The following is a 26253-nucleotide window of genomic DNA, read 5'->3' on the forward strand; positions in this document are numbered from 1 at the left end:
TCTCTCAGATGATCGTGTCACCTGAACGATTCAGTCGCGCATGGTGCGCATCACTGTGCGTCGTCGGAATTCTCAACGGACGCCAACGCCGCCTCGATCCGCTCGCGCGCGCCCTCCAGGTGGCGTTCGCAGACCTTGGCGAGCTCCTCGCCTTTTTCCCACAACGCCAGCGACTGCTCCAGGCTGAGGCCGCCGGCTTCGAGCTCTCTGACCACCTCGACCAGCCGGTCGCGCGCCTGCTCGTAACCGAGTCCGGCGGTTTCGCTGCCTGCTTCGCTCACGCTCGACGCTCTCCGATGTTCCGAGGGGCTGTCCGGGCACAGTACCGCGCTGGGGTCGGTCGGTGCCGGACCGCTGTACCGGCTGGGCGAGGTCGCGTGCCGGCGACTGCTTGGCTCGCGCCTGCACCGTGGGTGACGGTGCGGTGTCCCGTGGTCTCTCCGTCCGGCCACTCGAGTCCGGCCGGCGGGTGATGCGTCCGCGACCGAGCCCGCGTCTGCCACTGGGCAAGACGCGCCCGGTGCTGTCACGACCGGTGATCGACCCGGTGCCTTCCGCCCGTTCGTGGCGGCGGCGGGGTCGGCGGTGGGTTCCGGGCCTGTTCACGGCAGACGAGGGCGCTGGCCATGGCGTTGTCGTAGCCGACGAAGGCGAGGGCGAACTCCTGGCCGTCACCGTCCGCGATCGCGTCCTCGAGGGTTTCCTGGGCGCCCGCGACGCGGCGGCGGTGCTCGGCGCCCTCGTCGAACCACCAGCGGGTGCCGACGTGGACGGACGTGGCCTCGGACAGGCGGCGCAGCTGGGGGCCGAGCTGGCGGCGGGCGGCGGTGCCGCAGCCGGCGAGCAGGGCGGTCCAGCATTCGCTGGCGGCGCTGTCGGTGACGCGCGCCTGGTGGAGCAGGGCGCGGGCGTCGAGGCGGGCGGCGGCGTCGACGGTGAGCGGGAGGAACGCCGGTGCCCTGGTGGTCACGGCCCGTCTCCTTCCTCGCTCGATGCGGTGGACGCTGTGGACTTTGCGATGGCGTGGATCGCCCCGTCGGCGATCCGCACGCGCAGGCGTGCGCCGTCCTCAACCTGGAAGACGGAGCGCAGCACCTGGAGGTTGCCTGAATCGTCGGTGAATTGCACGACGGCGTAGCCGCGGGCCATCGTCGCGGCCGGACCGAGGGCGGTCAGCCGGCCGCGTGCGCCGGCGATTTCGGCCTGGTCCTTCGCGAGCAGGCCGAGCATGGCGCGCCGGCCGCGTTCGCGGTGCATCTCGACGTCGTCGAGGCGGCGCTGGACCGGGCCCAACGGGTCGGCGAGCGACGGGCGGCTGCGCAGCTGGGTGAGCAGCCGCGTCTGCGTGTCGACCCAGCCGTGCAGCGCGCGGCGGCCGCGGTCGCGCATCTGGCGCACGCGGGCGGTCTCCTCGCGCACGTCGGGCACGATGCGCTTGCTCGCGTCCGTCGGCGTGGAGCAGCGCAGGTCGGCGACGTGGTCGAGCAACGGCGTGTCCGGCTCGTGCCCGATGGCGCTCACCACCGGCGTGCCCGCGGACGCGACGGCCCGGCACAGCGCCTCGTCGGAGAACGGCAGCAGATCCTCCACACTGCCGCCGCCGCGGGCGATCACGATCACATCGACCTCCGGGTCTTTGTCCAATGTGGACAGAGCGCGGAGGATCTGTGGTACGGCCTGCGGGCCCTGCACGGCGGTGTTCACGACCTTGAACAACACGTGCGGCCAGCGGGCCTGCGCGTTGACGAGCACGTCTCGCTCCGCCGCCGACGCGCGGCCGGTGATGAGGCCGATGCCTTGGGGCAGAAAGGGAATCGGGCGTTTGCGCTCGGGGAGAACAGGCCTTCGGCCGCCAGGAGCTTGCGCAGCCGTTCGATGCGCGCGAGCAGCTCGCCGATGCCGACTGCGCGGATCTCGTCCGCGCGCAGGCTGAGCGTGCCGCGCCCGAAGAAGAACGACGGCTTCGCGTGCACCACCACGCGGTCGCCTTCGCGCAGCGGCGTCGCGAGCTCGCGCACCAGCCACATCGGGGCGGTCACGGACATCGAGACGTCGGCCGACGGGTCGCGCAGCGTCAGGAACGCCGTCTGCGTGCCGGGGCGCGCGTTGATCTGCGTGACCTGGCCCTCCACCCACACGGCGCCGAGGCGGTGGATCCAGTCGCCGATCTTGCGCGCGACGGTGCGGACGGGCCAGGGGTTCTCGGCGCTGGTCGAGGGGTCGCTGCTCACTGGCCTTCCGCGTCGTCGCCCTGCTGGGTCGCCTCTTCTTCCGCCTTGCGCGCATTGCCGATGCGCCGCGCGAGCATGCCGACGAACGACGCGCGGTCGGCGTTGGCCTTCTCGTAGTCGAGGATCTCCTCGAGCTGCGGCACGGTCAGCCGGCGCAGTCGGGCGCGCAGCTGGGGCAGGGTGAGGTCGTCGTAGCCGGCCAGGCCCGCGGGGCCGTCGGTGCTGTCGTTCTCGCCGTCGGCGTGGTCCTCGGCGAGCGCGCGCTCTTCCTGCGTCCACGGGTCTTCGGGTTCGTCCGTGAGCCCGGGCAGGTTCGGGCGGTGGCCGTTGGCCTGCGGGTCGGGCAGGTCGTCGACGGGCACCAGCGTGGGACGCGTGGGCAGGTCCGGTTCGACGTCCTCGTCGAACGTCGCCCAGCTCGGCGTGTCCTCGACCGGGCGCAGGCCGGACAGTGCGTCGTCGCCCTTGATGGCCAGCTCGGTGACGTGTTGCTGGACACGCATGGACAGCTGGAGGACCTGGCTGACGACGGTCACCGGCAGGCCGGTGATCTGCTTCGGGAGCTCACGAACCCGCTCGGCGGTGGTGACGGCGAGGCCCGCGGCGACCCGGAGGGGGAGCGGGAGTGGCTTCATGCCGTCTAGCGTGCCGTATGTGGGCCATCCTGCCCAACCGAACGGGTGGGTTGAGGCACAGGACGTGACTCCCGGCACAGCCCGGATGGCCGCTGACGTCATCCGAAAGAGGACTTCGAAGCCGGTACGGCACAGCCCGTACCCTGGAGGCATGACTTCTGCGAGTCCCGGAACCGAGCCCGCCGGTACCCCGACGATCTCCCAGTCCGGCGCCGCCAAACGCGTGTTGCTCGCGAAGCCGCGCGGCTACTGCGCCGGCGTGGATCGCGCGGTGATCGCCGTGGAGAAGGCGCTGGAGCTCTACGGCGCGCCTGTGTACGTGCGCAAGGAGATCGTCCACAACCGCCACGTGGTCGACACACTGCGTGAACGCGGCGCGATCTTCGTGGACGAGACGTCGGAGGTGCCCGAGGGCGCTTTGGTGGTGTTCTCCGCCCACGGCGTCTCCCCGGCTGTGCACGCCGAGGCGGCCGACCGCGACCTCCGCACCATCGACGCGACCTGCCCGCTCGTGACGAAGGTGCACAAAGAGGTCAACCGCTTCGCCAAGGACGACTACGACATCCTGCTGATCGGCCACGAAGGCCACGAAGAGGTCGAGGGCACCGCGGGTGAGGCGCCCGACAAGGTGCAGCTCGTGGACAAGGCCGAGGACGTCGACAAGGTCGACGTGCGCGACCCGGCCAAGGTGATCTGGCTCTCCCAGACCACCCTTTCGGTCGACGAGACGATGGAACGCGTCGACCAGCTCCGCGAACGCTTCCCCGGCCTGGCCGACCCGCCCAGCGACGACATCTGCTACGCCACCACCAACCGCCAGGTGGCCGTGAAGGCCATGGCGCCGGAGTGCGACCTGGTGCTGGTGGTGGGCTCGACGAACTCCTCGAACTCCAAGCGCCTCGTCGAGGTCGCCCTGAAGGCGGGCGCGCGGGCGTCGTACCTGATCGACTTCGCCTCGGAGGTCGACGAGGCCTGGCTTTCGGGGGTGTCGACGGTGGGCGTCACTTCGGGCGCCTCGGTGCCCGACGTGCTGGTGATGGACCTGCTGACCTGGCTGGCCGAACGCGGTTACGGCCAGGTCGACGAGGTGACGACGGCGAACGAGAAGATCGCGTTCGCGTTGCCGAAGGAGCTTCGGAAGGCTGCCAAGTCGGAGTCCTGACGGGGTTTTTGGCTTTGAGGCCGCGGCGGTCGCCGGATTTTCCGGCGGGCGCCGCGGCTTTTTCGTGTGGCGTGCCGGTCGGTTGGGGCGGCTGCGGTCCGGCCGCGGCGAGGCTTTGGGTCGTGGATCAGGCTGGTGCGGCGCTTCTCGCGTGGCTGCTGCGGCTTGAGGCTGGCGGTTGGCCCGGTGGGCGTTTGACGTGGCCGAGGTGCGGCTGTGGCGACGTTGTGGGTCAGGCTGGTGCGGCTGCTTCTCGCGTGGCTGCTGCGGCTTGAGGCCGGCGGTTGGGCCTGGCGGGCGTTTGACGTGGCCGAGGTGCGGCTGTGGCGACGTTGTGGGTCAGGCTGGTGCGGCTGCTTCTCGCGTGGCTGCTGCGCCTTGAGGCTGGTGGTTGGGCCTGGCGGGCGTTTGCGTTGAGGTGGCTGTGGTCCGGGTGCGGCGACGTTGTGGGTTGGGCCGGCGTGGCGCGGACCCGTTTCTGTGGCTGCCGCGGCTTGCAGCTTGGTGATTTCGGCTGGTCGGCGTCTGACGTGGCCGAGGTGTGGCTGCGGCGACGCTGTGGGCGTGGGTCGGACGGGCACGGTGCGGCCCGCTTCTCGTGATGGCCGCGGCTTGAGCCTGGTCGTTGGGCGTTGTGGATCGAGGCTCCGGCGCCGCCGCTTCGGGGGCGGCTTTGCGGTTGCTGCGCGCTGAACCTGACGGGCTCGGCCCCGGGGACTGGCCGTGTGTCGGCCCTGGCGTCGAGCGCACCGTTCGGGTTGCGGCGCCTTTCCTGCTCGGCCGTGCGTCGGTTGCCGGTTGTCGGGGCTCGAATGCACGAAGGCCGCCGATCCGAGGTGGATCGGCGGCCTTCGGTGTGGTGCGGGCGTTGAGGGCCCAGCTGTCAACGTTGTCGGGTCAGGATTCGCCGTCCCAGGGGCGCGGGCGGCGTGGCGGTTCGCGGCGCGGGGGCCGCGGACGGCCGGGCGGCGGTTCGTCGGCGCGGGGGCGGCGGCGGGGCGGGGGCGCGTCGCCGCGGGGGTCGCGGCGGCGGGGGTCGCCTTCGGGCGGGCGGGGGCGGCGGCCGTCCGGCGGGGGCTTGCGCGCGCCGCGGGGGGCGGAGTCGCCGGGTTCGCGCCGCGGGCGGGCGCCGGGGTCCGCGGGCGGCCGGGGGCGGCGCGGGGGCGGGCCGTCGAGGTCGCGGTCGCGGGGCGGGCGGCGCGCGACGGCGGGCGGCGGGGCCTGACCGGCGCCGGCGGGACGACCCGAGCCCGGCGGGCGCGTACGCGGGCGAGCGGGCGGCTCGTCGCCGTCCTCGCGGTCGCGCGGCGGCTTGCCGCCCTTGAGCTTCACGGGGGCGTCGGGGTCGCGTTCGCGGAAGATGCGGACGAACCCGAACAGCAGCGTGACGCCGGTGGTGATCGCCATCGTCGGGAAGCCGTTGATCAGCGGCGTGCCGATGTTGAGCAGCTTCGACAGGGTGTCGCTGCCCGAGCCGGACCCGCCGGTCACGAGCACCACACCGGGCACCGTGACGGCCAGCACCAGCGGCGGCTGCACCATCGGTCCGAACAGAGCGCGTCTTTGCACCGCGCCCACCGCGAGCACGGCCCCCACGAAGTAGCCGGCCTTGAAAATGAAGTCGAGGCTGCCCTTGGTCTTCTCGTCGATGATGGCGCCCAGCACGGCCAGGCCGAAGCCCACGAGGACAGCCGCCCACCAGGGCAGGCCATGCCTCTCGCCGACGACGAGACGCTCGTCCCAGGGCACGGTGGCGTCTTCGGCATCGGGATCGCTCTGGCGATCGCGTATCGCGGTCACGAGGCAACACCGTAGCCGTTACTTGTCACGATCTTGCTGCCACTGCCGAAGACCGCCCTGACCAGCCACCCGGCAGCGTGACGTGACTTGCCGGAAGCCGGAACACGTGGTGTCCCGCGGCCCGTCGCGCCGTGCTCCGCGCCCGGTCCGTGGTCTGGTTACCTGACCTGCGGATACAGCCCACTGGTCTGGTCCGGGCCAGCCGTTCCGTCGCCGCTCGGACGCCAGCCGCCCCGTCGCGCACCAGGCGCGGCGGTCGTCGACGCGGAACGTTCCCGCTCCCCGGAAACCTCACAGCGACGGAACCGAACCCCGGGCAGCGCAAATGCCCCATCGACCCCGAATCGGCCACCATCGGTACGCACCGTGACGAGCCGTGCAGCCTCAGCTCCCACGACCACGAGCCGCCCGGGCAAGGCTGTCGCTGTCTCGGCTTGCCGCCGGTCCAGCGCGCTTTTCGCACGTCCGGCGCCCGGCTGCCGGATGCGGTTGTCAGCGGTGTCGCAGGTCGTGCGGGCGCGACCACCTGCGCAGCAGACCATCGGCCGCCTGCCAGCACGGCTGTTTGGCGAGGGCAGACAAGGAGCCGTCCTCAGCTAGCCGCCAACTCGTCCCCCTTCCGCACCTCCGGCACCGGCGACGGGCTGCCCGACGCGTCCGTCAGGGGTGCCACCGTCGCGCGGAAGCTCTCCAGTGCCTCCAGCTCCCGCCGTCGCGCGGACAGGAAGCGCTGCAGGTGCGTGCTCGTGAGGTTCAGCGCCTCGACCGCGTTGCCCGCCGAGCGGTGCGCGGCCGCCGCCCCCGCCCGGACCTGCTCGACGTCCTCCACCAGCGCCCGGTCGCTCGCGGCGAACAGGGCCGCCGACGCCAGTACCCCGAACCCCGTCGGTCCACACAGGAACACCCGCCGGTCGATCAGCCAGCGCAGGAGCTCCGGATCGGTGTCGAGCGCGGCGACCACGGCCGCGTCGGACGGGACGAACATGATGGTGCCGTAGATCGCGTCGGCCCAGCGCTGGTAACCCTTGCCGGCCAGCTCGGCCGCGCGGGACCGGATCTGGCGCACGTGGGCGCGCAACGCGTCGAGCCGTTCCTCGGGATCGTCGGTCTCCACGGCCTCGGCCCAGATCGCCATGCTGGCCTTCGCGTCGACGGGCACAGTGCGGCCGCCGCCCACGCGCAGCACCATGTCCGGCTTCACGCTGCCGCCGCCGGCCAGGTCGGTCTGCAGCGTGAAATGCAGTTCTTCGCGCAACCCCAACGCGCGCGCGGTCTCGACCAGCACCTGCTCGCCGAGCTCACCGCGGCCGCTGATCGACGCGAACGCCACCTCGTACCGCCGCAATGCCAGCTGCTGCTGGTCGTTCTTCGCGCGCTCGGCCGCCACGAGCCGCGCCGCCGCGTCGGCCCGGCGCATGCCGTCGCCGTAGAGCCGCCACAGCAGTGCGACCGCGACGCACAGGAGCAGCGCGAGCACGACGGCCGCGGTCGTGATCACCGTCTCCACCGGAGTCTCCCTTCCCTGCCCGATCAAGCCCTGTCTGATCAAGCCCTGCCCGATCAACTTTCCCGGCCCGACCAACCGGACCAGTCGGAACGGCCGGTGCCGATCGACGCGGACATCATGGCGGACCGCACCGACAAAAACCGGCCCACGCGGTCGCGCTGCGTAGCTGACCAGGGCGTTCATCGGTTCGGCGGTCGGCGTGTCCACCAGAGCCCTGATAGGGTTCGTACACACGTTCGAGTGGCTCTCCGGCGAGTCTCCGCGGTTTCGTCGTGATCGCCTCTTACCGTGGTTGCCGTGAGACTCCTCCACACCTCCGACTGGCACGTCGGCCGTACGTTCCACGGCGCCGACCTGCTCGCCGAGCAGGAGGCCGTCCTCACCCATCTCGCCGAGCTCGTCACGACCGAGCAGGTCGACGTTGTGGTGGTGGCAGGCGACATCTACGACCGCGCGGTCCCTTCGGCCGAAGCGGTTCGAGTCGCGACCAAGGCCATGAGCCGCATCCGCCAGGCCGGCGCGCAGCTCGTGATCACGCCCGGCAACCACGACTCCGCGGCGCGGCTGGGTGCGTTCGCGGACTTCGCGGCCGCGGGCGGTCTGCACCTGCGCGCCACGATCGCGGGCCTCGCCGAACCCGTGCTGCTGAACGACGAACACGGCGACGTCGCGATCTACGGCATCCCGTACCTCGAACCCGAGCCGTCACGTCACGCGCTGGGCGTGCCGGAAGCGCGCGGCCACACCGGTGTGCTCACCGAAGCCATGCGCCGCGTGCGCGAAGACCTTGCCACGCGGGCGAAAACGCGGTCGGTCGTCCTGGCCCACGCCTTCGTCACGGGCGGTTCCGCCAGTGAATCCGAACGCACCATCGCCGTCGGCGGCGTCGAGCAGGTCCCGGGTGACGTCTTCGAAGGCGTCGACTACGTCGCACTCGGCCACCTCCACGGACCGCAGACCCTCGCCGAGCATCTCCGCTACTCCGGCAGCCCTCTGGCCTACTCGTTTTCCGAGGCGCGCCAACGGAAATCGGTCTGGCTCGTGGACCTCGACGCGGCCGGCCTCGCCGAGGTGCGCCGCCACGAACTGCCCGTGCCGCGCCCGCTCGCGACGTTGCGCGGCGAGCTGCAGGAGCTGCTCGACGCGCCGGAACACGAGGAATGGCGCGACCACTTCCTCTCGGTCACGGTCACCGACCGCGTGCGCCCGGTCGACGCGATGCGCCGCCTGCGCGAGCGGTTCCCGTACGCGGTGCACCTCGACTGGGAGCCCGAGGGTGGGCTCGCCGGCGCGCAACTGAAGTACGCCGACGCCGTCCGCGGGCGCACCGACATCGAGATCGCCCGCAGCTTCCTCGACGACTGCCGCGGCGCGTTCCCCACGGAAACCGAGGAACGGCTGGTGTTCCTCGCGCTCGAAGCGGCCAACCGGGCGGCGGTGGCGAAACTGTGAGGCTGCACCTGCTGGAGGTTGAGGCGTTCGGTCCGTACGCGGGCCGCGAGGTGGTCGATTTCGACGCACTCGGCGCCGACGGCCTCTTCCTCCTGCACGGCGACACCGGCGCCGGCAAGACCACGCTGCTCGACGCCATCGCGTTCGCGCTGTTCGGCGTGGTCCCGGGTGCGCGCGGTGACGTGAAGCGGCTGCGCTGCGACGTTGCCGCGCCCGAGCAGCTCACCGAGGTCGTGCTGGAGCTGACGGTGCAACGCCAGCGGCTGCGGATCGTGCGCAGCCCTGAGTACCAGCGCGCCAAGAAACGTGGCGACGGGTTCACCACGCAGCAGGCGAAGGTGTCGCTGACCTGGGTCGGTGAGCCGCCGGCCGGGCTGCCGCCCGACGGGGTCATCCGGATCGACGAGGTCGCGCGCACCGTCGAACGGCTGCTGGGCATGACGGCCGCGCAGTTCTTCCAGGTCGTGTTGTTGCCGCAGGGGGAATTCGCGAAGTTCCTGCGCTCCGACACCACCGAGCGCGAGAAGCTGCTGGAGCGGCTCTTCGGCACCGAGCGGTTCTCCGACGTCGAGCGCTGGTTCGCCGACCTGCGCGCCGAACGTGGGCGGGCGCTGGAAAAGCGCCAGCAGGAGCTGCGGGAGCTCGTCGCGCGCTACGCCCAGGAAGCGCAGCAGGAGCCGCCGGAAGAAGACCAGGCGGAGTGGGTCGACGCCGTGCTCGCGGAGGTGGCCGCACGCGCCGACGCGGCGGAAACCGAAGCGGCACAAGCACGTTCGGCCGCGACCAAGGCGGAGACCACGCTGCGGGAAGCCCAGGAGGACGCCGACCGCATCCGCCGCGTCCGCACCGCGCACACGCGACTCGCGCAGATCGCCGAGACGGCGGGCGAACGCGCGGAGTGGACCGCGGAGATCGCGGCCGCGCGGCGGGCGTCGGCCGTGGTGCCCGAGGTCGAGCTGCTGGAGCGGCGGACTTCCGAGCTGGGCGACGCGCAGCTCGTCGAGGCCGATCACACGCGGGCCTTGGGGGAGCTGGGTTTTGACTCCGTCGGCCTCGCATCGGCCGACCTGCGTGAGCGCGCCGGATCGTTGCGCGAGGAAGCGGGCGCGCTTGCCGAGCTCGTCGCGGAGGCCGAGCAGCAGCGGGTGGACGCCGAGCGGCGCGACGAGCGCAAGGTCGCGGCCGGTGCGGCGGCCGAGCGCGTCACCGAGCTGCAGACGCGGCTGGCGGAGCTGCCCGAGCGGCTCACGGCGGTGCGGGGGGAAGCGGCGTCGGCGGCTGAAGCGGCGGCGAAGCTGGACGGTGCGAAGGCGCGCGTCGACGAGTTGACTGTTGTTTCCCGCGCGGCCGCGGAGCTGCCGGAGGCCGTCGCGAAGGTCGGGCGCGGTGAGGCGAAGCTGCGTGAGGTCGTGGACGCGCATCAGGCGGCTCGTCAGCATCGGCTGGACCTGCGGGAACGTCGGCTGGAAGGGATGGCCGCCGAGCTGGCCGCCGGCCTGGCCGACGGCGCGCCTTGTCCGGTGTGCGGCTCGGCGGAGCATCCGGCGCCGGCGCGGCACGGGGCTGAGCTCGTGGATCCCGCCGCGGAACGGGCCGCGGAGGAGTCGGAGCAGAAGGCCGGTGCCTTGCGGCAACGCGTGGTGTCGGCGCTGGAAGAAGCGAAGGCGCGGCTGGACGCGTTGCGCGAGCGGCTGGGCGAGTGGACGGCCGAGTCCGTGGCCGCGGAGCTCACGGAGGCTCGGGCCGGTGTGGGGGCGTTGTCCGAGCAGGCCGCGCGGAAGGACCAGCTCGCCCGGCAGGTCGTCAAGCTGGAGCAGGAAGCCGACCAGCTGGCTGAGCAACGGCGCCGGGCCGACCAGGCCGTCACGGAGGCGCAGGCCGAGGTCCGGGCGCTGGAGCAACGGCTGGCCGAACGCTCGAAGCGGCTGCTCGAAGGGCGTGGCGAGTTCCCGGACGTCACGGCGCGGCGAGGGCACTTGCTCACCTTGGCGGGTGCGCTGGACTCCGTCGCGGAGGCGCGTGCGGCCGTGGGTGGTGCGGAGTCCCGGCTTGCCGAGCAACACGGTCTGGTCGAGATCTCCTTGCACGCCAAGGGTTTTGCCGCGCTGGACGAGATGCGGGGCGCGGTCCGGTCCGACGAGCAGGTCTCCAAACTCGAACAAGGTCTCGCCGAAGCCGAGGCGACGGCCGCCGGGGCGCGCGAGCTGCTGGCGCAGCCCGAGCTGTTCGGCATCTCGCCCGACGACGTCGTCGAGGTCGCGCCACTGGCCGAAGTGGCGAAGGCCGCGCGCGAACGGGCGGACACGGCGTTCGCGGCGGTGAAATTCGTGTCGGCGCAACACGGTGAGCTGAAGAAGCTGGCCGCGCGGATGGGCAAGGCGCTCGCGGAGTTCGAGCCCGTCCGGAAGGAGTATGACGAGCTGCGCGCACTGTCCGAAGTGGTCAACGGCCGCGGCCAGAACTCGCGCAAGATGTCCCTGCGGTCGTATGTGCTCGCCGCCCGGCTGGAGGAAGTCGCGCTCGCGGCCACCGCTCGCCTGCGCACCATGAGCCAGGGCCGCTACTCCTTCGTGCACTCCGACGCGGCCGGCGCGCGTGGCACCCGCGGCGGCCTCGGCCTCGACGTGCTCGACGACTACTCCGGCGCCGTCCGCCCCGCGAAGACCCTGTCCGGCGGCGAATCTTTCCTCGCGTCGCTCTCGCTGGCGCTCGGCCTGGCCGACGTCGTCGCCGGCGAAACCGGCGGCGCGCTGCTCGACACCCTGTTCGTCGACGAGGGTTTCGGCACCCTCGATGCCGAAACCCTCGACGTCGTGATGAACATCCTCGACGAGCTCCGCGCCGGCGGCCGGGTCGTCGGCCTCGTCTCGCACGTCGAAGAACTCCGCCAGCGCATCCCGACCCGCCTGCGCGTGCACAAGTCCCGTACCGGCTCGCGAATCGAACTCCGCACGGCGTAGGTCAGGCAGCCTCGTGCGTGAGCAGCCAGGGCCCGGCGGAATGGGCTGACGGCGCCGTCCGCCGCGGCGACAGGGGCCGAGACAAGCTCCCGGCCGTGGGTTGCCTGCGAGGGCGGCGTACTCGGCGTAACTCAGGCGGCTGCTTCATGCGTGAGCAGCCAGCGCTTCGCATCCGTGCCCCAGCGGAAGTTGCCGACCGCGCCGCCGGTGCGGACGACGCGGTGGCAGGGCACGAAGAGGGCGGCGGCGTTGCAGGCGCAGGCCGACGCGGCGGCGCGGACGGCCGTGGGGCTGCCCGAGAGCGTGGCGTATTCGGCGTAGCTCACCGGGCGGCCCGGCGGGACCTTGCGCAGCATGTCCCAGGCGTGCTGGCGGAAGGCGCCGGAGCGTTGGCGGACCTCGATGTCGTCGACGGCGTCCAGTTCGCCCGCGTGGTAGCGGCGGATGGCGGTGGTGACGGGGCCGAGGTCGCGGCGCTGGGTGAGCGTCGCCGGAGCCAGAGACGGGGAGACGAGCGGGGTCAGGTCGGCGACGTCGGCGGTCCAGCCGGAGGCGAGGACGGCGCCGTCGCCCGTGACCACGGCGGTGAAGGGGCCGATCTTGGTGTCCACAGTGGACCAGAAGGCGGTGCTCACGAGAGGTTCTCCTCGGGGGCGAAGGTCTGCAGGTAGCGGGTGGCGTACGAGCTCCACGGCCGCCAGCCCCGGGCCGCGCCGGGCAGAGCGAGGCCGAGGGCTGCGGCGGAGCGGCGCACGGCGGGGTCGGTGGTGAGCAGGACGTCGGGGGCGCCGAGTACGCGCATCAGGATGTAGTCGGCGTTGATGCCGAACGCGAGCAGCTCCGCCCGCAGCTCACCCGGATCCCGGCCGACGTGCGGGTCGAGGCTGCCGTCCGCCAGTGCCGCGGCGACCGTCTTGACGTGCGGTTTCACGCCGGCGGCGGCCACGACCGCGGGTTCGGGGAACAGCGTGGTCAGGGTGTCCATCGGCGGCTCACCGGGCGGCACCTGCGAGCCGAGCGCGGCGACGGAGGCGGCGGCCGAGCCGAGCACGGCGCGCAACAGCAGCTCCGGCCCGTCGACCGCACCGGGCACGCGCAGCCCCGGCACCTTCGTCACCAGCGGCGCGAGCACCGGATCCGCGCCGAGGACGCGTGCGACGGCCTCGGGATCGGCGTCGAGGTCGAGCAGCCGCCGGACGCGGGAGACCGCGCTGCCGAGGTCGCGCAGGTCGGTCAACGCCAGGTCACACCGGACATGGTCTGGTTGCGGCGAGAGCCAGACCAGTCCGGGGCCGTGGGAAAGCCGCAGCGTGCGGCCGTAGCCGGTGATGCCCTCGGCGCGCTCCTCGACGGCCTCGACCCCGGGCAACGCGCGCGATGCGTGGTAACGCAGCACGCCCTGCGCGTCGAACGGCGCGCGGAACGGCAGGCGCAGGCTCAGGCGCGTCGAGCCGGTGGGTTCGGCGCGGCGTCCGCGCCGCAGCGAAGCCGCGCGCAGCTGCGAAGGCGTCGTCGCGAAGACCTCGCGGATGGTCTCGTTGAACTGCCGGATGCTGGAGAACCCGGCGGCGAACGCGACGTCGGTCAGCGGCAGCGCCGAGAGCTCGATGAGCAGCCGCGCGGAGTGCGCGCGGTGGGCGCGGGCGAGTGCGAGCGGGCCGGCACCCAGCTCGGCGGTGAGGACGCGGCCGAGCTGGCGTTCCGAGTAGCCGAGCCGCCGCGCCAGGCCGGGTACGCCTTCGCGCTCGACGAAGCCGTCGGAGATCAGGTGCATGGCGCGGGCGGCCAGGTCGGCGCGGACGTTCCAGTCTGGCGAGCCCGGCACGGCGTCGGGCAGGCAGCGCCGGCACGCGCGGAAGCCGCTTGTCTGGGCGGCGGCCGACGTGAGGAAGAACCGCACGTTCTGGGCCTTCGGCGTGATCGCCGGGCACGACGGGCGGCAGTAGATGCCGGTGGTGCGCACGGCCATGATGAACTGGCCGTCGAACCGCTGGTCGCGGGCGGTGACGGCCCGGTAGCAGCGCTCGGTGTCGCGCCAGAGGGGGGCGGTCTGGGTGGCCATGTGGTCGATGGTGCCAGCAGGTCGCGGGCTTGGCTGGCGGGAATCCGACACGGCGTTACCGGGTCGGCCGGGGCGTTTGCCGGGCACGTAGACTCAACTGTCGTGAGTCTGACCCTCGGTATCGTCGGCCTGCCCAACGTCGGCAAGTCCACCCTGTTCAACGCGCTGACGCGCAACGACGTGCTCGCCGCGAACTACCCGTTCGCCACGATCGAGCCCAACGTCGGCGTCGTCCCGCTGCCGGACCCGCGGCTCGACAAGCTGGCGGAGATGTACAGCTCGGAGAAGATCGTGCCGGCTGTCGTGTCCTTTGTGGACATCGCGGGCATCGTGAAGGGCGCGTCCGAGGGTGCCGGGCTGGGCAACAAGTTCCTCGCGAACATTCGCGAGGCCAACGCGATCTGCCAGGTCATCCGCGTGTTCGACGACCCGGACGTGGTCCACGTCGACGGCCGCATCGACCCGTCGAGCGACATCGAGACCATCAACACCGAGCTGATCCTCGCCGACCTGCAGACGCTCGACAAGGCCCTGCCGCGCCTCGAGAAGGAGGCGCGCACCAAGAAGGAGGCGCGCCCGGCGCTGGAGAACGCGCAGCGCGCCAAGGAAATCCTCGACGCCGGCCGCACGCTGTTCCAGGCGCAAAAGGAAGTGGACTTCGAGTCGCTGCGTGAGCTGAGCCTGCTGACGACGAAGCCGTTCCTCTACGTCTTCAACGCCGACGAGGGCGTGCTGACGGATTCCGGTCGCCGCGAGGAACTGGAGAAGCTCGTCGCCCCCGCCGACGCCGTCTTCCTCGACGCCAAGGTCGAATCCGAGCTGCTGGAACTCGACGACGAGGAATCCGTGCGCGAGCTCCTGGAGTCCGTGGGCCAGGCCGAGCCCGGCCTCAACGCCCTCGCCCGCGCCGGCTTCCACACCCTCGGCCTGCAGACCTACCTCACCGCGGGCCCCAAGGAATCACGCGCCTGGACCATCCCCCAGGGCGCCACCGCCCCCCAAGCCGCGGGCGTCATCCACACGGACTTCGAGCGCGGCTTCATCAAGGCGGAGATCGTGTCTTACGCCGATCTGATGGAGGCCGGCTCGATGGCCGCCGCGCGGGCCGCGGGGAAGGTGCGGATGGAGGGTAAGGATTATCTGATGTCGGATGGGGATGTGGTGGAGTTCCGGTTCAACGTCTGAGCCTTGCTCGCGGTCGTCGGCTCGACGGGTGACCGACGAACTGGCCGCTGCTCTCGAAGAGCACCGCGCGATGCCATTTCCTGCTCCCGAGGTCGTTCGAGGTGCGGACTACGGCTCGGTCTCGCGGCAGTGATCTGGTGGAGTTCAGCGGCTGAGGTTGAGGTGCAGACCTTCAGGCGTTGTGGTGGGCAGCGAAGCCGCGAGGACGTCGAAGTGGCGTAGGTCCTTCCAGTTGTCGCGGTTCCCGATCACGTAGAGGCGCCGCTTCGCGCGAGATACGGCGACGTTGAGCAGATTCGGCTTCTCGGCTGCCCACTGCCGCGCCCGGACTTTGCTTGTCGGGGTGCCCAGGACGAGGATCACGACGTCCGACTCCTGCCCTTGGACGGTGTGCACGGTCCCTACGTTCTTGAGCGGGATCTGCTCGTCGAACGCCCGGGAGACTAGTGCCCGGCAGCCGCGGACCACGTCGCGGAACGGGCTGATCACCCTGATGCCGTTCGGCTGGACCTCCGCCGCGAGCAGCTGGCTGAGCAGCGTGAGCAGCGCTTTTCCCTCGGCGGGCACCCAGTTGCCGTCCGACTGCGACGAGCGGACGTCGAGCCACGCGTTGGTCCCGGGGAAGTCGTCGGGGTGGCGGGTGCCGTAGATCATCAGGTCGCCGCCGTAGGCAATGATGTTCGAGATCTCGAACATCGGCCGGTCGCAGCGCCGGTGGACGCGCAGTGGCGCGCCGACCCAGACCTTGGCGCCGCTGCCGTCACCCGTGGGCAGATAGGTGCCATGCCGGGCGTGCTTGTCGGCGATCCCCTGCGCGGATGTCGAGTCGGGGAGCCACTGCTCGTGCACGCCGTGATGCCGCTGCAGGGCTTGCTGGGCGGAAAGGGGCATGGCCACGATGGGCTCGAGCTGTTGCGGGTCGCCGACGATGACCGCACGGCGGCACCGCCAGATGCCGCCGACCACCTGTTGTGGCGCTGCTTGACCTGCTTCGTCCACGAACAACCAGCCCAGCGATTCGGCGCCGAGACCCGAGAAAAGCCGGGGCAGTGAAGCGAACGTCGTCGAGATCATCGGGACCAGGAGGAACAGCGACTGCCAGGCGGCCAGCGCGGTCCGCGGGCTCAGCCGCACCTTGCCCCGCAAGGCGGCGGAGATCACCGCGAGGTTGCCCCGGGCGAGCGGCTCGGTCTGGAAGAGGAATGCTTTGTGCAGGGCCAGCGCCGCGAGGAACAGCCGGTTGCGTGCCTCCGTGAACTCCGGGTCCGCCCACGGCGCGCAGAGCTGGAAACTTTCCTCACCGGCGAACGCGGGCCCGAGCGGCACCGAATCCGGCCACAGCTGCTGTGCTTGTTCGATCCGCCCCCGCAGGCTCGCCAGCGCTTTCGTGGCTTCCTGATACCGCCAGTTCCACCGCGCGTTGTCCTCGCGAGCAGCGTGGAACGCGGCCTCGAGCCGTTGTGTTTCCGCCTCCCAGGATAGGCGCAGCTCGCGCTTGGCGAAGCGTTCGGTGGCGAGGTCGGATTTCTTGTTCTGCCAGTCGCGCAGCGAACGGAACCAGGTGAAAAGCTGTTCGAAGAAGCCTGGTTTGTGCTTGAGCCAGTCTTCTAGCTCCCCGTCGGCTTCTTCGAACTCGCTCTGCGCCGTGGTCCGCAGCTGAGTAGCGCGGGCGAGCTCGGCGGACAGACGCCGGCGAGCCTCGTCCGTTCGCCGGCAGGCCACCTCCGCCTCCTGCGTGACGCTCAGCTGGGCGTGGTACTCGGCGAGCGTCTGCGCAGCGCTCTGCCGCAGATCCGAAAGCCGGCGTACCTCCGCGTCAGCGTCTGTGAACGCGGTGACGGCGGCGTCCCAGTCTTCGGCTGTCGGTGGTGCTTCGCGGACGTCTTGGAGGATCCCGAGCAAGCCAGTCACGTCGTCGGCGTGCTTTTCGTTCGAGCCGTCGGGTCGTTCGCGTGCGCCGCCCCACCAGAACTTGCTCCCGAACGCGCTCCGGTAACTCATGTTCCCGAGCACCGCGGCGATCAGTCCCCACGCAGGTGAGCCGAGGAGGTGCGAAGCGAGGTCGGGGAAATAGCCCACGCCCAGAGCTGCGGCTGCGTTCCCGCTCACGGCGCTCAGGCTGGGCAGTTCCGCGGTCACGTTCGCGGCGGCGTCGTTGCTGGCGGTGGCGACCACGATCTCGAACCCGGTCAGTTCCGGTTTGAGTGCCCGGACGGCCGGCACGTAGCGCCCGCCTAGCTGCACTTTGTCGACAACTTCGGTGTACGCGTCGGACGGGTTCTTCAGCACTGCGAGACGGCGAGCTCGGTCCAGGAGGATCGCCGCGAGTACGTCGCGCAGCATGGTCGTTTTGCCCGTCCCGGGCGGGCCGTTGACGGCGAAGATCCCTGCTGAGTCCCGCAGCTCGAGCAGGACTCGGTCGACCGCGAACTGCTGGCTGACCACCAACGGCCGCGACGTCGAAGTGGGCCATCGAGCTCCAGGCACCACGTTCGGCTGCACCCCGGTGAACAGTGGTTCTCGGCGGGTGCGCACGTCGATCCGCTTCGTGACGTCCACGGCGCGTTCGTCGCCGAGGTACGTCGCGAGTGCCGCGCCGTGCTTGCCCGCGCGCACGTCCTTTTCGACCTTCGCCAGGTCGTCCGCGAGATAGCTGTTGAGGAAGTTCTGCTCGTCGGCGGAGCCGGCGCTCGCTTTGGGGACTTGGCTGCACGACACGCGGACGCCGCGAGCGCGGAGGGTGCCCTTCGGGTCGAGCGCAGCCGTCAGTTCACTGGTGAACGCGTGCAGGTTGGCGGTGGTCAGGTGCAGCCGCGGCAAACTCGGCTGAGCTGGGCCAGAATCGTCTGACGCGTCGTTGGCCCCGGTCGGTGGAGTGAGGAGCTTCTCGGCGAACTTCCCTGCCACTGCACCGGCGATCCCGCCGACCACCGGCCCTGCTACCGCGCCGAGACCAGCGCCGACGGCGGTCGTCACCGCGGTGCCGGTCGCTTTCGCGCCGGCCGAGACCGCTTCCTGTGCGGCTGCTTTCACCTGGTGCGCGACTGCGGCACCTATTCGGTCCAGCCTACCGGCCCCGTTTCCGTTTTTGGAATTATTGTCCGTTTCCGATGGTCGCCGCGGCGCCAGTCGGTCCAGCGCTTCGGTGAATTCGCGCTGATGCGATTCGAAACCGTCGAGCCACGTCGGAGCGTTCGGCCCCGGTGAATGCAATCTGTTCATCGCCCACGCGCACGCCGACAACGTCGCGGAGTTTTCGACGATGCATCCTTCTGCGTCGAGTGTGAACGCGAAGACTGCCGTCGCTTCGGCTCGCCGGCCATCTGCGGGCCGGTCGTCGTCCCCGAAGACGGCGGCGAGGCCGGCGCGGACCGCGGAGACCTCGTACAGGCCCCCGTATACCGTGAACTGCCAGGTCAGGTGGTCGGCGAGGGGGATTTCAGTGAGGGGGTGACCGTCGTCCCACGGTGCCAGTTCGTCGGGTTGGAGGTCCACCACGACGGATTGGGGACGGCGTCGAGAACGTGGCGGGGTGCGATCCGGGACCTTCTGCGGTGCGAACACCTCGATCGCCCGCCAGAACGCGACGATTTGTGCTGCGCGCTCGTTTTCTCGCACAGGAATGGCTCCCCTCCACTCGTGCTGCACGGCACGATACGGCAAGATCGACATCGCCGATGTGTGCCAGATGGGGGAAAGAGCGCTTGCGGCGAGCGGGATCTTCGAACGGTCGCAGGCTTGGCCGAACAGGCCCAGGACCGTCTGCTCTGGGCGGGTGACCGATGAACCGGCGGCGCCTCTCGGAGGCTCCGCACGATGCCATTTCCGCCTCCTGACGTCGTTCCAGGCGAGGACTGCGCCTCGGTCTGGAACAGGTTCGTCGAACAGCGCGGCCAGTCGAGTTCGGCTGAGTATGATCAGGCGCGCATCGACAGAGGGGGACTCGGGCGATGGCGCGGAAGCGGCCGCAGATGTCAGTACCGCCTTGGACACCACGTGACGAGGTGCTCAGATACACCTGCCATCTCGCGATGCTCATCGGCCAGGGGCACGATCTTGGTCATCTCCAGGAAATCCTGGCGCCCTTTCCGCCGTCTAACGCGCCTGGCGAACGACTGCTCGCAGCCGGACCGTTCGTCCTGTCCGAATTTCGTGCGCTGGGCGACGGAAGCTGGAGCGTGTCCACGCCGTTCGTGTTCGGGACCGGTGCGCTGGGCGTGGGTCTCGTCGCCGGGTCGCTCGTCGGGGGAGCGGTCGCCAAGTCTCGTGCCCGTACCGCCGCGGCGGCCGCGGCGGTGCCGAGATGGGTTCCGGTTGAACAGGGAACGCTGTACCCGAGCGCACACGGCTTCTACCTGCACACACCACGCGTCCTGGCGTGGAACTGGCCGGCGATCACCGGCGCGACGATGGTCGGGCCCGGGATGGTGCACATCACGGGCGAGAGCAAGAGCGGCCCGATTTCCTGGCTCGTGCAGTCCGACTGGGCGGAGCTGGTGTTCGTGACGTGGGCGTTCGCGGTGCACCCGCGACATCCCCAGCTCGTGACCGGGCAGTGGCTGCCTCCGGGGTGGGTGGACCACGCGCGTTTCCACCAACACCCGCCTGACCCGGTGCCGGGACTGCTGCCTCAGCTGCCGCCCGGAGCCGATGCTCCGCCGGAGATCGCTGGGCCGGAGAGCTAGCAGGTGCGCAAGACGGCCCCGGCCGCCGATTCGACGTCAGCGCCAGCGGCCCCGGCAGCGGGCCGTGCGCACGACGCGGCAGCCACGCACAGCACGGCTGCCGCGCACGCGACGGACAAACGGTTCATGCCGAGTCGTCGGCACAGAACCGTCCGGTGTTTCGGAGGGTGAAAAAGAAGGCTCAGCCCAGCAGGCCGAGCACCACCAAAGCCGCCAGCGTGATCGCCGTGGCGAACATCGTGATCCAGGCGCGCTGGGTGGGGGAGAGGGTGGTGGGCGAGTTGTTCATCGCGTGTCCTAGCGGGGCGTGGGCCGGAGATTCCGCTGGGATAGCGCGCTGATCAAGGGTGGTGTTACGGCCTGTGGTCGAGATCACGGCGGGTGCGGGCGGTGTGCCAGAGCACTCCGCCGGCGGCGGCCACCATCAGGGTGAATGCGATGGTTCCCACGACGATTGCCTGGGTCATGAAAGGTCCCCTCCTCGAAACGGCATACGAAGAGGGGACGTGTCAACCCGCGGAAGGTGGCGCGAAGGTAGGGCGGATCACAGAGCGTCGATCTGGGCGGCGAGGGCGAAGTCCTTCGAGGTCAGGCCGCCCTCGGAGTGGGTCGAGAGCCGGAGCGTGACCGTGCGCCAGCGGATGTCGATGTCGGGGTGGTGATCGGCGGCTTCGGCTAGGTAGCCGACGCGGACGACGAAAGCCACAGCGTCCGGGAAGGACGCGAGGTCGACCGTGCGGGTGATGGCGGCGTCGGAAAGGCGCCAGTCGGGCACGGTGGCCAGGGCGGAGGAGACCTCGGAGTCGGTCAGTAGTTGCGCCATGTGTCCAATGGTGAACCCGTTTGGGCTACGCTGCACGGTTGCCACGGGAGTCCGGTGCAGCTGGGCTGAGAGGCGGGCGAGGAAAGCCCGCGACCGTTCGCACCTGATTCGGATCATGCCGGCGCAGGGAGGGCTGCTCTCCCCGCATCCGGCGCAAGGAGGGCAGATGATTCCGCGGACCGCACGCACAGTGCTGGGCCTGGCCACGGTCACGGTGCTGGCGAGCGCGTGCTCGCTGTCCGGCGGCAGCTCGGGCGGCGACGCCCAGCAGACCCCGACGGTCACACTCGTCACGCACGACTCGTTCGTCGCGCCGCAGGACGTGCTCGACGCGTTCCAACGACAGTCCGGGATCAAGCTCAAGATCCTCAAATCGGGCGACGCGGGGGAGCTCACCAACAAGCTGGTGCTCACCAAGGCCAACCCGATCGGCGACGTCGCGTTCGGCGTCGACAACACGTTCGCCTCGCGCGCACTCGGTGAAGGCGTCTTCCAGGCCTACACGAGCCCCGAGGCCGACCGCGGGCCGCAGCGGTACTCGGTGGACCCGCAGCACCGCTTGAGCGCGGTCGACGTCGGCGACGTCTGCGTCAACATCGACCCCGCCTACTTCGCGAGCAAGCACCTGCCCGAGCCCAAGACCTACGACGACCTCGCCGACCCGAAGTACAAGGACCTCACCGTCGCCGAGAGCCCCGCCACGGCGTCGCCCGGGCTGGCCTTCCTGCTGGGCACCGTGGCGAAGTACGGCGAGCAGGGCTGGCACGACTACTGGGCCAAGCTCAAGGCCAACGGCGTCAAGGTCGACAGCGGCTGGGAAGAGGCCTACACCAAGGACTTCTCCGGCTCCTCGGGCAAGGGCCCGCGCCCGATCGTGGTCTCCTACGCGTCCTCGCCGGCCGCCGAGATCGGGGACGACGGCAAGCCGCGCACCAAGGCGCTGCTCGACACGTGCTTCCGCCAGATCGAGTACGCGGGCGTCCTCACGAACAGCAAGCAGGTCCCGCAGGCCCAGAAGGTGGTCGACTTCCTGCTGTCACAGCAGTTCCAGTCGACGGTCGCGGCCAATATGTACGTCTACCCGGCCCGCGAGGGCGTCGACCTGCCCGCGGGCTGGGCCGCGGCCGCGCCGCTGCCGCAGGACCCCGCGACTCTGCCCGCCGACCAGATCCAGGCCGGCCGTGAGAAGTGGATCGGCGAATGGCGCTCGCTCATGGGCGCGTAACGCCGGCGCAAATCGCGCGCACGGCGGGCCTGGCGCTGCTCGGTCTGCTGCCCGTCGCGTTCCTGGTCGTGTTCTTCGCCTGGCCGGTCGTCGCGATCCTCGGCCGCGGCTTCTCCGCCGGCGGCGTGGACACGGTCCTGGCCGACGCGCAGACGTGGCAGCTCGCCGCGTTCACGCTGGTCAGCGCCGCCGCGTCGACGGTTGTAGCCGTGGTCGCGGGGCTGCCGGTGGCGTACGTGCTCGCGCGCGTGAAGCTGCCGGGCGTCGGGCTGGCGCGGACGCTGGTGCTGGTGCCGTTCGTGCTGCCGACGGTGGTCGTCGGGCTCGCGTTCCGCGCGTTGTGGCCCGACGGCGGCGTGCTGCCGCTGGTGCTGGCCAACGCGTTTTTCAACGTCGCCGTGGTCGCCCGGACCGTCGCCGGACTGTGGAGCCACCTCGACCCGCGCGCGACGGAGGCGGCCCGCGCGTTGGGCGCCTCTCCGTGGCGGGCCTTCCGCACGGTGACGCTGCCCGCGCTCGGCCCGGCCCTCGCGTCGGCCGCGGCGGTCGTGTTCCTCTTCTGCGCCACCAGTTTCGGCGTGGTGCTCATCCTCGGCGGCGGTCGCTACCGCACGCTCGAGACCGAGATCTACCTGCGCACGGTCGACCTTCTGGACCTCTCCGGCGCGGCCGCGCTGTCGCTCATCCAGTTCGCCGCCGTCCTCGCCGCGCTCGCGCTGGGCGCGATTGCCCGACGTCGCCGCGAGAACGCCGTGAAGCTCAAGCAGTCCACTCCCCGGCGGCCGAGAAAAGGCGAATGGTGGACGGTCGGCGCCGCCGCGGTCGTGATCGCCCTGCTGATGACGCCGATCGTCGCGCTGCTGCTGGAGTCGGTGTCCACCCCGGGCGGGTGGAGCTTTGCCGGCTTCCGCGCGCTCGCGAGCACCGGCACGGACGACGCGCTGCAGGTCTCCGGCTGGGTCGCCGCCAAGAACTCGCTCGCCGCGGCCACCGACGCGACGCTGCTCGCGATGGCCGTCGGTGTGCTGGCCAGCGTGGTCCTCGTCGCGCTGCGCCGCGCACCCGGGCGCCTCGCGCGCGGCATGGGCGAGACGATGGACGCCGCCCTGATGCTGCCGCTCGGCGTCTCCGCCGTGACGGTCGGCTTCGGTTATCTCGTGACCCTCGACGCACTGCCCGGCGACCTGCGGACGTCGCCGCTGCTCGTGCCGCTCGCGCAGGCGCTGGTGATCATCCCGCTGGTCGTGCGGATGATCCTGCCGGTGTTGCGGGCGGTCGACGTGCGGCTGCGCCAGGCCGCGTCCACGCTCGGCGCGAGCCCGGCGCGGGTGTGGCGCGAGATCGACCTGCCGCTCACCGCGCGGTCGCTTGTCGCGGCCGCCGGGTTCGGTTTCGTGGTGGCGCTCGGCGAGTTCGGCGCCACGAGCTTCCTCGCCCGGCCTGACGCGCCGACGCTGCCCGTGGCCGTCGCGACGCTCATCTCGCGCCCGGGCGAGCTCAACAACCAGATGGCGTACGCCGCTTGCGCGCTGCTCATGATCGTGACGGTGGCGGCCGTCGCGCTGATCGACCGGTTCGGCTCGGTTCGCGGGCACGGTTCAGTGGGGGAGTTCTGACATGGCGCTGACCGTCCGCGACCTCACGGTCCACTACGGCTCGTTCACCGCGGTGCGCGACGCGCGCCTCGACATCACCGACGGCGAGGTGCTCGCCCTGCTCGGCCCGTCCGGCTCCGGCAAGTCGACGCTGCTGCGCGCCATCACCGGCCTCGAACCCATGACGTCGGGCTCGGTGAGCTGGGACGGCACCGATCTCGCCACCGTGCCCGTGCACCGGCGCGGGTTCGGGCTGGTTTTCCAGGACGGCCAGCTCTTCCCGCACCGCGACGTCGCCGCGAACATCGCGTTCGGCCTGCGCATGCACGGGATCCCCAAGGCGAAACACCGGGCGCGCGTCGAAGAACTGCTGGAACTGGTGGGGCTCAAGGGGTTCGAACGCCGGCGCGTCACCGAGCTGTCCGGCGGGCAGGCGCAGCGCGTCGCCCTGGCCCGCGCCCTCGCGCCCGAACCGCGGCTGCTGCTGCTCGACGAACCGCTGTCGGGCCTCGACGCGGGGCTGCGCGAGCAGCTCGCCATCGATCTCGCGGACCTGTTGCGGCGCAGCAAGATCACCGCACTGCTGGTGACGCACGACCAGGAGGAGGCGTTCACGCTCGCCGACCGCGTGGCCGTGCTCGACGCCGGCGAGATCCGGCAGGAAGGCGCCGTGCGGTCGGTGTGGCGTTACCCGGCGGACGACGACGTCGCGAAGTTCCTCGGCGCCACATCGTTCGTCGACGGGGTGGCCGCGGGTGGCGTGGTGCACACCGACCTCGGTGACGTCGCCCTGCAGGAGCTCGAAGACGGTCCGGTTCGGCTCGGGCTGCGGCCGCATGCGTTGCGCGTGGCCGAAACCGGCGTGCCCGGCGAGGTGACGGCCGCGGTGCACCGGCGGGAGCACCTCAGGCTGGTCGTGCGACTGTCCGAAAAGGACACCGTAAACACCGTCGACGCCGTCGCCCCCGTGACGGCGGATCTGCGCGCCGGCGATCCCGTCCGGCTCGAACTCGACCCGGACGGGATCGCCGTCGTCGGCTGAACCCCCGTCAGCCGTCGCGCGTGGCGAGCCGCCCGTAGGCCAGGGACAGGCCGACCACGATGTAACAAGCCGCCCGCAGCGCGCCCTCGCTGAGCATCGAGCCGCCGATCGGGTCCTGCAGGATCTCCGTCGGGGCCTCGGCCCAGTTGCGCGTGAGCAGGAACGGGTGCAGCCAGTCGAGCGAGGTCAGGAACCCCAGGATCGTGAACACGATGTCGCCCGCCAGCACCGACGCCACCACGAGCATGGGGTGTTCCGTCCAGCTCGACACGGCCAGCGCGACCGCGCCGACGGCCCACAGCTGCAGCACGATCCAGCCCGCCACCAGCAGGATCCGGCCCAGCGCCGCGCCGAGCGACAACGTCGTGCCCGACAGCGTGAACAGCGATCCGGTGCCGTTGATGATCAGCCCGGTCACCACACCCGTGACGCACATGGCCAGTACCGCGACCACGCACACGACCGCCACACCGATGGCCTTCACGACCAGCAGCCGGCCGCGGCTGACGGGCGCGACGAGCCACGCGCGCAACGTGCCGTGGGCGGCTTCGCCCGCGAGCGCGTCGGCACCGGCCATGGCCGAGGCGAGCGGCAGCAGCAGGGCCAGCGTCATCACCAGCGCGGCGATGGGCAGCACCAGCGCGTTGTTCACGGCCGACGCGAGCAGCGCCGCGTCGGCGTCGGCCGGTCCGCCGTCGGGCCCGCTGTCGCCGACCAGCGTGAGGCCGATGCCGATCACGATCGGCACCACGGCCAGCAGCGCGAGCACGGCCAGCGTGCGCGGGCGCCGGAAGATCCAGCGCAGCTCGGCCGCGACGAGCCGCGGCAGCGGGACCGTGTCGTGGCCGGTGCGGCTCACGGGTGCCGTGAGCGTCGCGGTGGTCATGCTTCCCCCTTTGTCGCAGACCCTGCAGAGTCGTCAGAGCCTTCGGTGAGGCGGGCGAACAGATCCTCCAGCCCGGTTCGCGCGCGCGTCGCCTCGTGCACCTCGATGCCGGCGCTCACGAGCACCTGCAGCACCCGCGGCGCGGGCGTGGCGGTGAGGTCCGCGCGGACGCCGTCGGGCGTGAGCCGGGCCCCGATCCGGTTCTCCCGCAACACTTCCACCGCGTGTTCCGCGTCGGGTGTGCGCACGAGCAGCGCCGCGTTGCCCGACTCCAGCAGCTCCGCCAGCTCGCCCTGCGCCACCACGTTGCCCGACTGCAGCACCGCGACGTGGGTGCACGTCGCCTCCACCTCGGCGAGCAGGTGCGAAGACACGAGCACGGTGCAGCCGTCGGCGTGCAGCTCGGCGATGATCCGGCGGATCTCGCGCGTGCCGGCGGGGTCGAGGCCGTTGGTCGGCTCGTCGAGGATCACCATCCGGCGCGGCACGAGCAGCGCCGCGGCCAGCCCCAGCCGTTGCTTCATGCCGAGCGAGTAGCCCTTGTAGCGGCGGCGCGCGGCCACGGAGAGGCCCACGCGTTCCAGCGCCCCGTCCACGGCCGCGGGGATCGCCCCCGACGCCAGCCGCGGCTCGGCGGCCGCGAAGCGCAGCAGGTTGTCGCGCCCGGAGAGGAACGGGTGGAAGCCCGGCCCCTCCACGAGCGCGCCGACGTCGGGCAGCGCGTGCGGCGCGCCTTCGGGCATCGGCCGGCCGAGCAGCTCGACCTCGCCCTCGGTGGGCCGCACGAGGCCCAGCAGCATGCGGATCGTGGTCGTCTTGCCCGAGCCGTTGGGCCCGAGCATCCCGAGCACGGCGCCTTCGGGCACGTCGAGGTCGAGGTGGTCCACCGCGACCGTGCCGCGGTAGACCTTGCGCAGCCCGCGCGTGCGCGCGGCGAGCGGGACCGCCGGGGCGGACACCTCCTGGGAGATGCCCGCCCCGGTCGCGACCACGTCGGTCTCGG

General features: G+C 71.3%; 19 protein-coding genes, 1 pseudogene and 1 riboswitch. Of the genes and pseudogenes, 8 read left to right on the top strand and 12 right to left on the bottom strand.

Annotation, left to right across the window (positions count from 1 at the left end; translation table 11 throughout):
- Positions 1–50 precede the first annotated feature (50 nt).
- The 4 genes and pseudogenes from QRX50_RS15165 to QRX50_RS15180 all read right to left on the bottom strand — a co-directional run bounded on the left by QRX50_RS15165 (position 51) and on the right by QRX50_RS15180 (position 2866).
- Positions 51–281, bottom strand: a complete 231-nt coding sequence (locus QRX50_RS15165; RefSeq protein WP_220244087.1) for an exodeoxyribonuclease VII small subunit — start codon at positions 279–281, stop codon at positions 51–53.
- Positions 282–526: 245 nt separating this feature from the next.
- Positions 527–970, bottom strand: coding sequence for a hypothetical protein (locus QRX50_RS15170; protein WP_285972583.1), 444 nt, complete (start codon positions 968–970; stop codon positions 527–529).
- A pseudogene (gene xseA, locus QRX50_RS15175) lies at positions 967–2231 on the bottom strand (exodeoxyribonuclease VII large subunit). The gene QRX50_RS15170 and the pseudogene xseA overlap by 4 nt, the downstream one beginning before the upstream one ends.
- On the bottom strand, positions 2228–2866 hold the full coding sequence (locus QRX50_RS15180; RefSeq protein ID WP_285972584.1) for a lipid droplet-associated protein: 639 nt from the start codon (positions 2864–2866) through the stop codon (positions 2228–2230). The pseudogene xseA and the gene QRX50_RS15180 overlap by 4 nt, the downstream one beginning before the upstream one ends.
- A 151-nt stretch (positions 2867–3017) precedes the next feature.
- Here QRX50_RS15180 and QRX50_RS15185 point away from each other — a divergent pair, with 151 nt between their 5' ends.
- Positions 3018–4028, top strand: coding sequence for a 4-hydroxy-3-methylbut-2-enyl diphosphate reductase (locus QRX50_RS15185; protein ID WP_285972585.1), 1011 nt, complete (start codon positions 3018–3020; stop codon positions 4026–4028).
- 897 nt (positions 4029–4925) lie between these two features.
- Here the strand turns inward: QRX50_RS15185 and QRX50_RS15190 are convergent.
- Together QRX50_RS15190 and QRX50_RS15195 are read right to left on the bottom strand one after the other, a co-directional pair.
- Complete coding sequence (locus QRX50_RS15190; protein ID WP_285972586.1) at positions 4926–5828, bottom strand: DUF6542 domain-containing protein; 903 nt, start codon at positions 5826–5828, stop codon at positions 4926–4928.
- A gap of 592 nt (positions 5829–6420) precedes the next feature.
- Entirely contained in the window at positions 6421–7335 is a 915-nt protein-coding gene (locus tag QRX50_RS15195) for a DNA recombination protein RmuC (protein WP_285972587.1), read from the bottom strand.
- Positions 7336–7632: 297 nt separating this feature from the next.
- Between QRX50_RS15195 and QRX50_RS15200 the strand changes: the two genes are divergently transcribed.
- On the top strand, positions 7633–8787 hold the full coding sequence (locus QRX50_RS15200; protein ID WP_285972588.1) for an exonuclease SbcCD subunit D: 1155 nt from the start codon (positions 7633–7635) through the stop codon (positions 8785–8787).
- The gene (locus QRX50_RS15205; protein ID WP_285972589.1) at positions 8784–11747 is read left to right on the top strand and encodes an AAA family ATPase; all 2964 of its coding nucleotides are present in this window, start codon (positions 8784–8786) and stop codon (positions 11745–11747) included. Before QRX50_RS15200 ends, QRX50_RS15205 begins: the two co-directional genes overlap by 4 nt.
- Positions 11748–11878: 131 nt before the next feature.
- On the opposite strand, the gene QRX50_RS15210 is transcribed toward QRX50_RS15205, so the two are convergent.
- Both QRX50_RS15210 and QRX50_RS15215 read right to left on the bottom strand, forming a co-directional pair.
- Positions 11879–12382, bottom strand: a complete 504-nt coding sequence (locus tag QRX50_RS15210) for a methylated-DNA--[protein]-cysteine S-methyltransferase (protein ID WP_285972590.1) — start codon at positions 12380–12382, stop codon at positions 11879–11881.
- Positions 12379–13809: a DNA-3-methyladenine glycosylase 2 family protein gene (locus QRX50_RS15215; protein ID WP_285972591.1), complete on the bottom strand. Its 1431-nt coding sequence runs from the start codon at positions 13807–13809 to the stop codon at positions 12379–12381. The genes QRX50_RS15210 and QRX50_RS15215 overlap by 4 nt, the downstream gene beginning before the upstream one ends.
- Positions 13810–13911: 102 nt before the next feature.
- Between QRX50_RS15215 and ychF the strand changes: the two genes are divergently transcribed.
- The gene (gene ychF / locus QRX50_RS15220; protein ID WP_285972592.1) at positions 13912–14994 is read left to right on the top strand and encodes a redox-regulated ATPase YchF; all 1083 of its coding nucleotides are present in this window, start codon (positions 13912–13914) and stop codon (positions 14992–14994) included.
- A gap of 144 nt (positions 14995–15138) precedes the next feature.
- On the opposite strand, the gene QRX50_RS15225 is transcribed toward ychF, so the two are convergent.
- Positions 15139–18666, bottom strand: a complete 3528-nt coding sequence (locus QRX50_RS15225; RefSeq protein ID WP_285972593.1) for an AAA domain-containing protein — start codon at positions 18664–18666, stop codon at positions 15139–15141.
- Positions 18667–19172: 506 nt separating this feature from the next.
- On the opposite strand from QRX50_RS15225, the gene QRX50_RS15230 reads away from it, so the two are divergent.
- Complete coding sequence (locus tag QRX50_RS15230; protein WP_285972594.1) at positions 19173–19679, top strand: hypothetical protein; 507 nt, start codon at positions 19173–19175, stop codon at positions 19677–19679.
- A 544-nt stretch (positions 19680–20223) separates the two neighbouring features.
- Here QRX50_RS15230 and QRX50_RS15235 read toward each other — a convergent pair.
- A complete protein-coding gene (locus QRX50_RS15235) occupies positions 20224–20502 on the bottom strand; it encodes a 4a-hydroxytetrahydrobiopterin dehydratase (protein WP_285972595.1) in 279 nt (92 codons plus the stop codon).
- Between the two features lie 33 nt (positions 20503–20535).
- Positions 20536–20650: riboswitch (TPP riboswitch) on the top strand.
- A gap of 18 nt (positions 20651–20668) precedes the next feature.
- Between QRX50_RS15235 and QRX50_RS15240 the strand changes: the two genes are divergently transcribed.
- From QRX50_RS15240 to QRX50_RS15250, 3 genes are read left to right on the top strand one after another with little or no spacing between them, the layout of a single operon-like run.
- Positions 20669–21727, top strand: a complete 1059-nt coding sequence (locus QRX50_RS15240) for a thiamine ABC transporter substrate-binding protein (RefSeq protein ID WP_285972596.1) — start codon at positions 20669–20671, stop codon at positions 21725–21727.
- Positions 21703–23343, top strand: a complete 1641-nt coding sequence (locus QRX50_RS15245; protein ID WP_285972597.1) for an ABC transporter permease — start codon at positions 21703–21705, stop codon at positions 23341–23343. The genes QRX50_RS15240 and QRX50_RS15245 overlap by 25 nt, the downstream gene beginning before the upstream one ends.
- A 1-nt stretch (position 23344) precedes the next feature.
- Entirely contained in the window at positions 23345–24364 is a 1020-nt protein-coding gene (locus tag QRX50_RS15250) for an ABC transporter ATP-binding protein (protein WP_285972598.1), read from the top strand.
- 7 nt (positions 24365–24371) lie between these two features.
- Here QRX50_RS15250 and QRX50_RS15255 read toward each other — a convergent pair whose 3' ends face one another.
- On the bottom strand, positions 24372–25250 hold the full coding sequence (locus tag QRX50_RS15255) for an ABC transporter permease (protein ID WP_285972599.1): 879 nt from the start codon (positions 25248–25250) through the stop codon (positions 24372–24374).
- The gene (locus QRX50_RS15260) at positions 25247–26242 is read right to left on the bottom strand and encodes an ABC transporter ATP-binding protein (RefSeq protein WP_434533343.1); all 996 of its coding nucleotides are present in this window, start codon (positions 26240–26242) and stop codon (positions 25247–25249) included. Before QRX50_RS15260 ends, QRX50_RS15255 begins: the two co-directional genes overlap by 4 nt.
- Between the last annotated feature and the right edge of the window lie 11 nt (positions 26243–26253).

It is taken from the genome of Amycolatopsis sp. 2-15, from assembly GCF_030285625.1.
GTDB lineage: Bacteria > Actinomycetota > Actinomycetes > Mycobacteriales > Pseudonocardiaceae > Amycolatopsis > Amycolatopsis carbonis.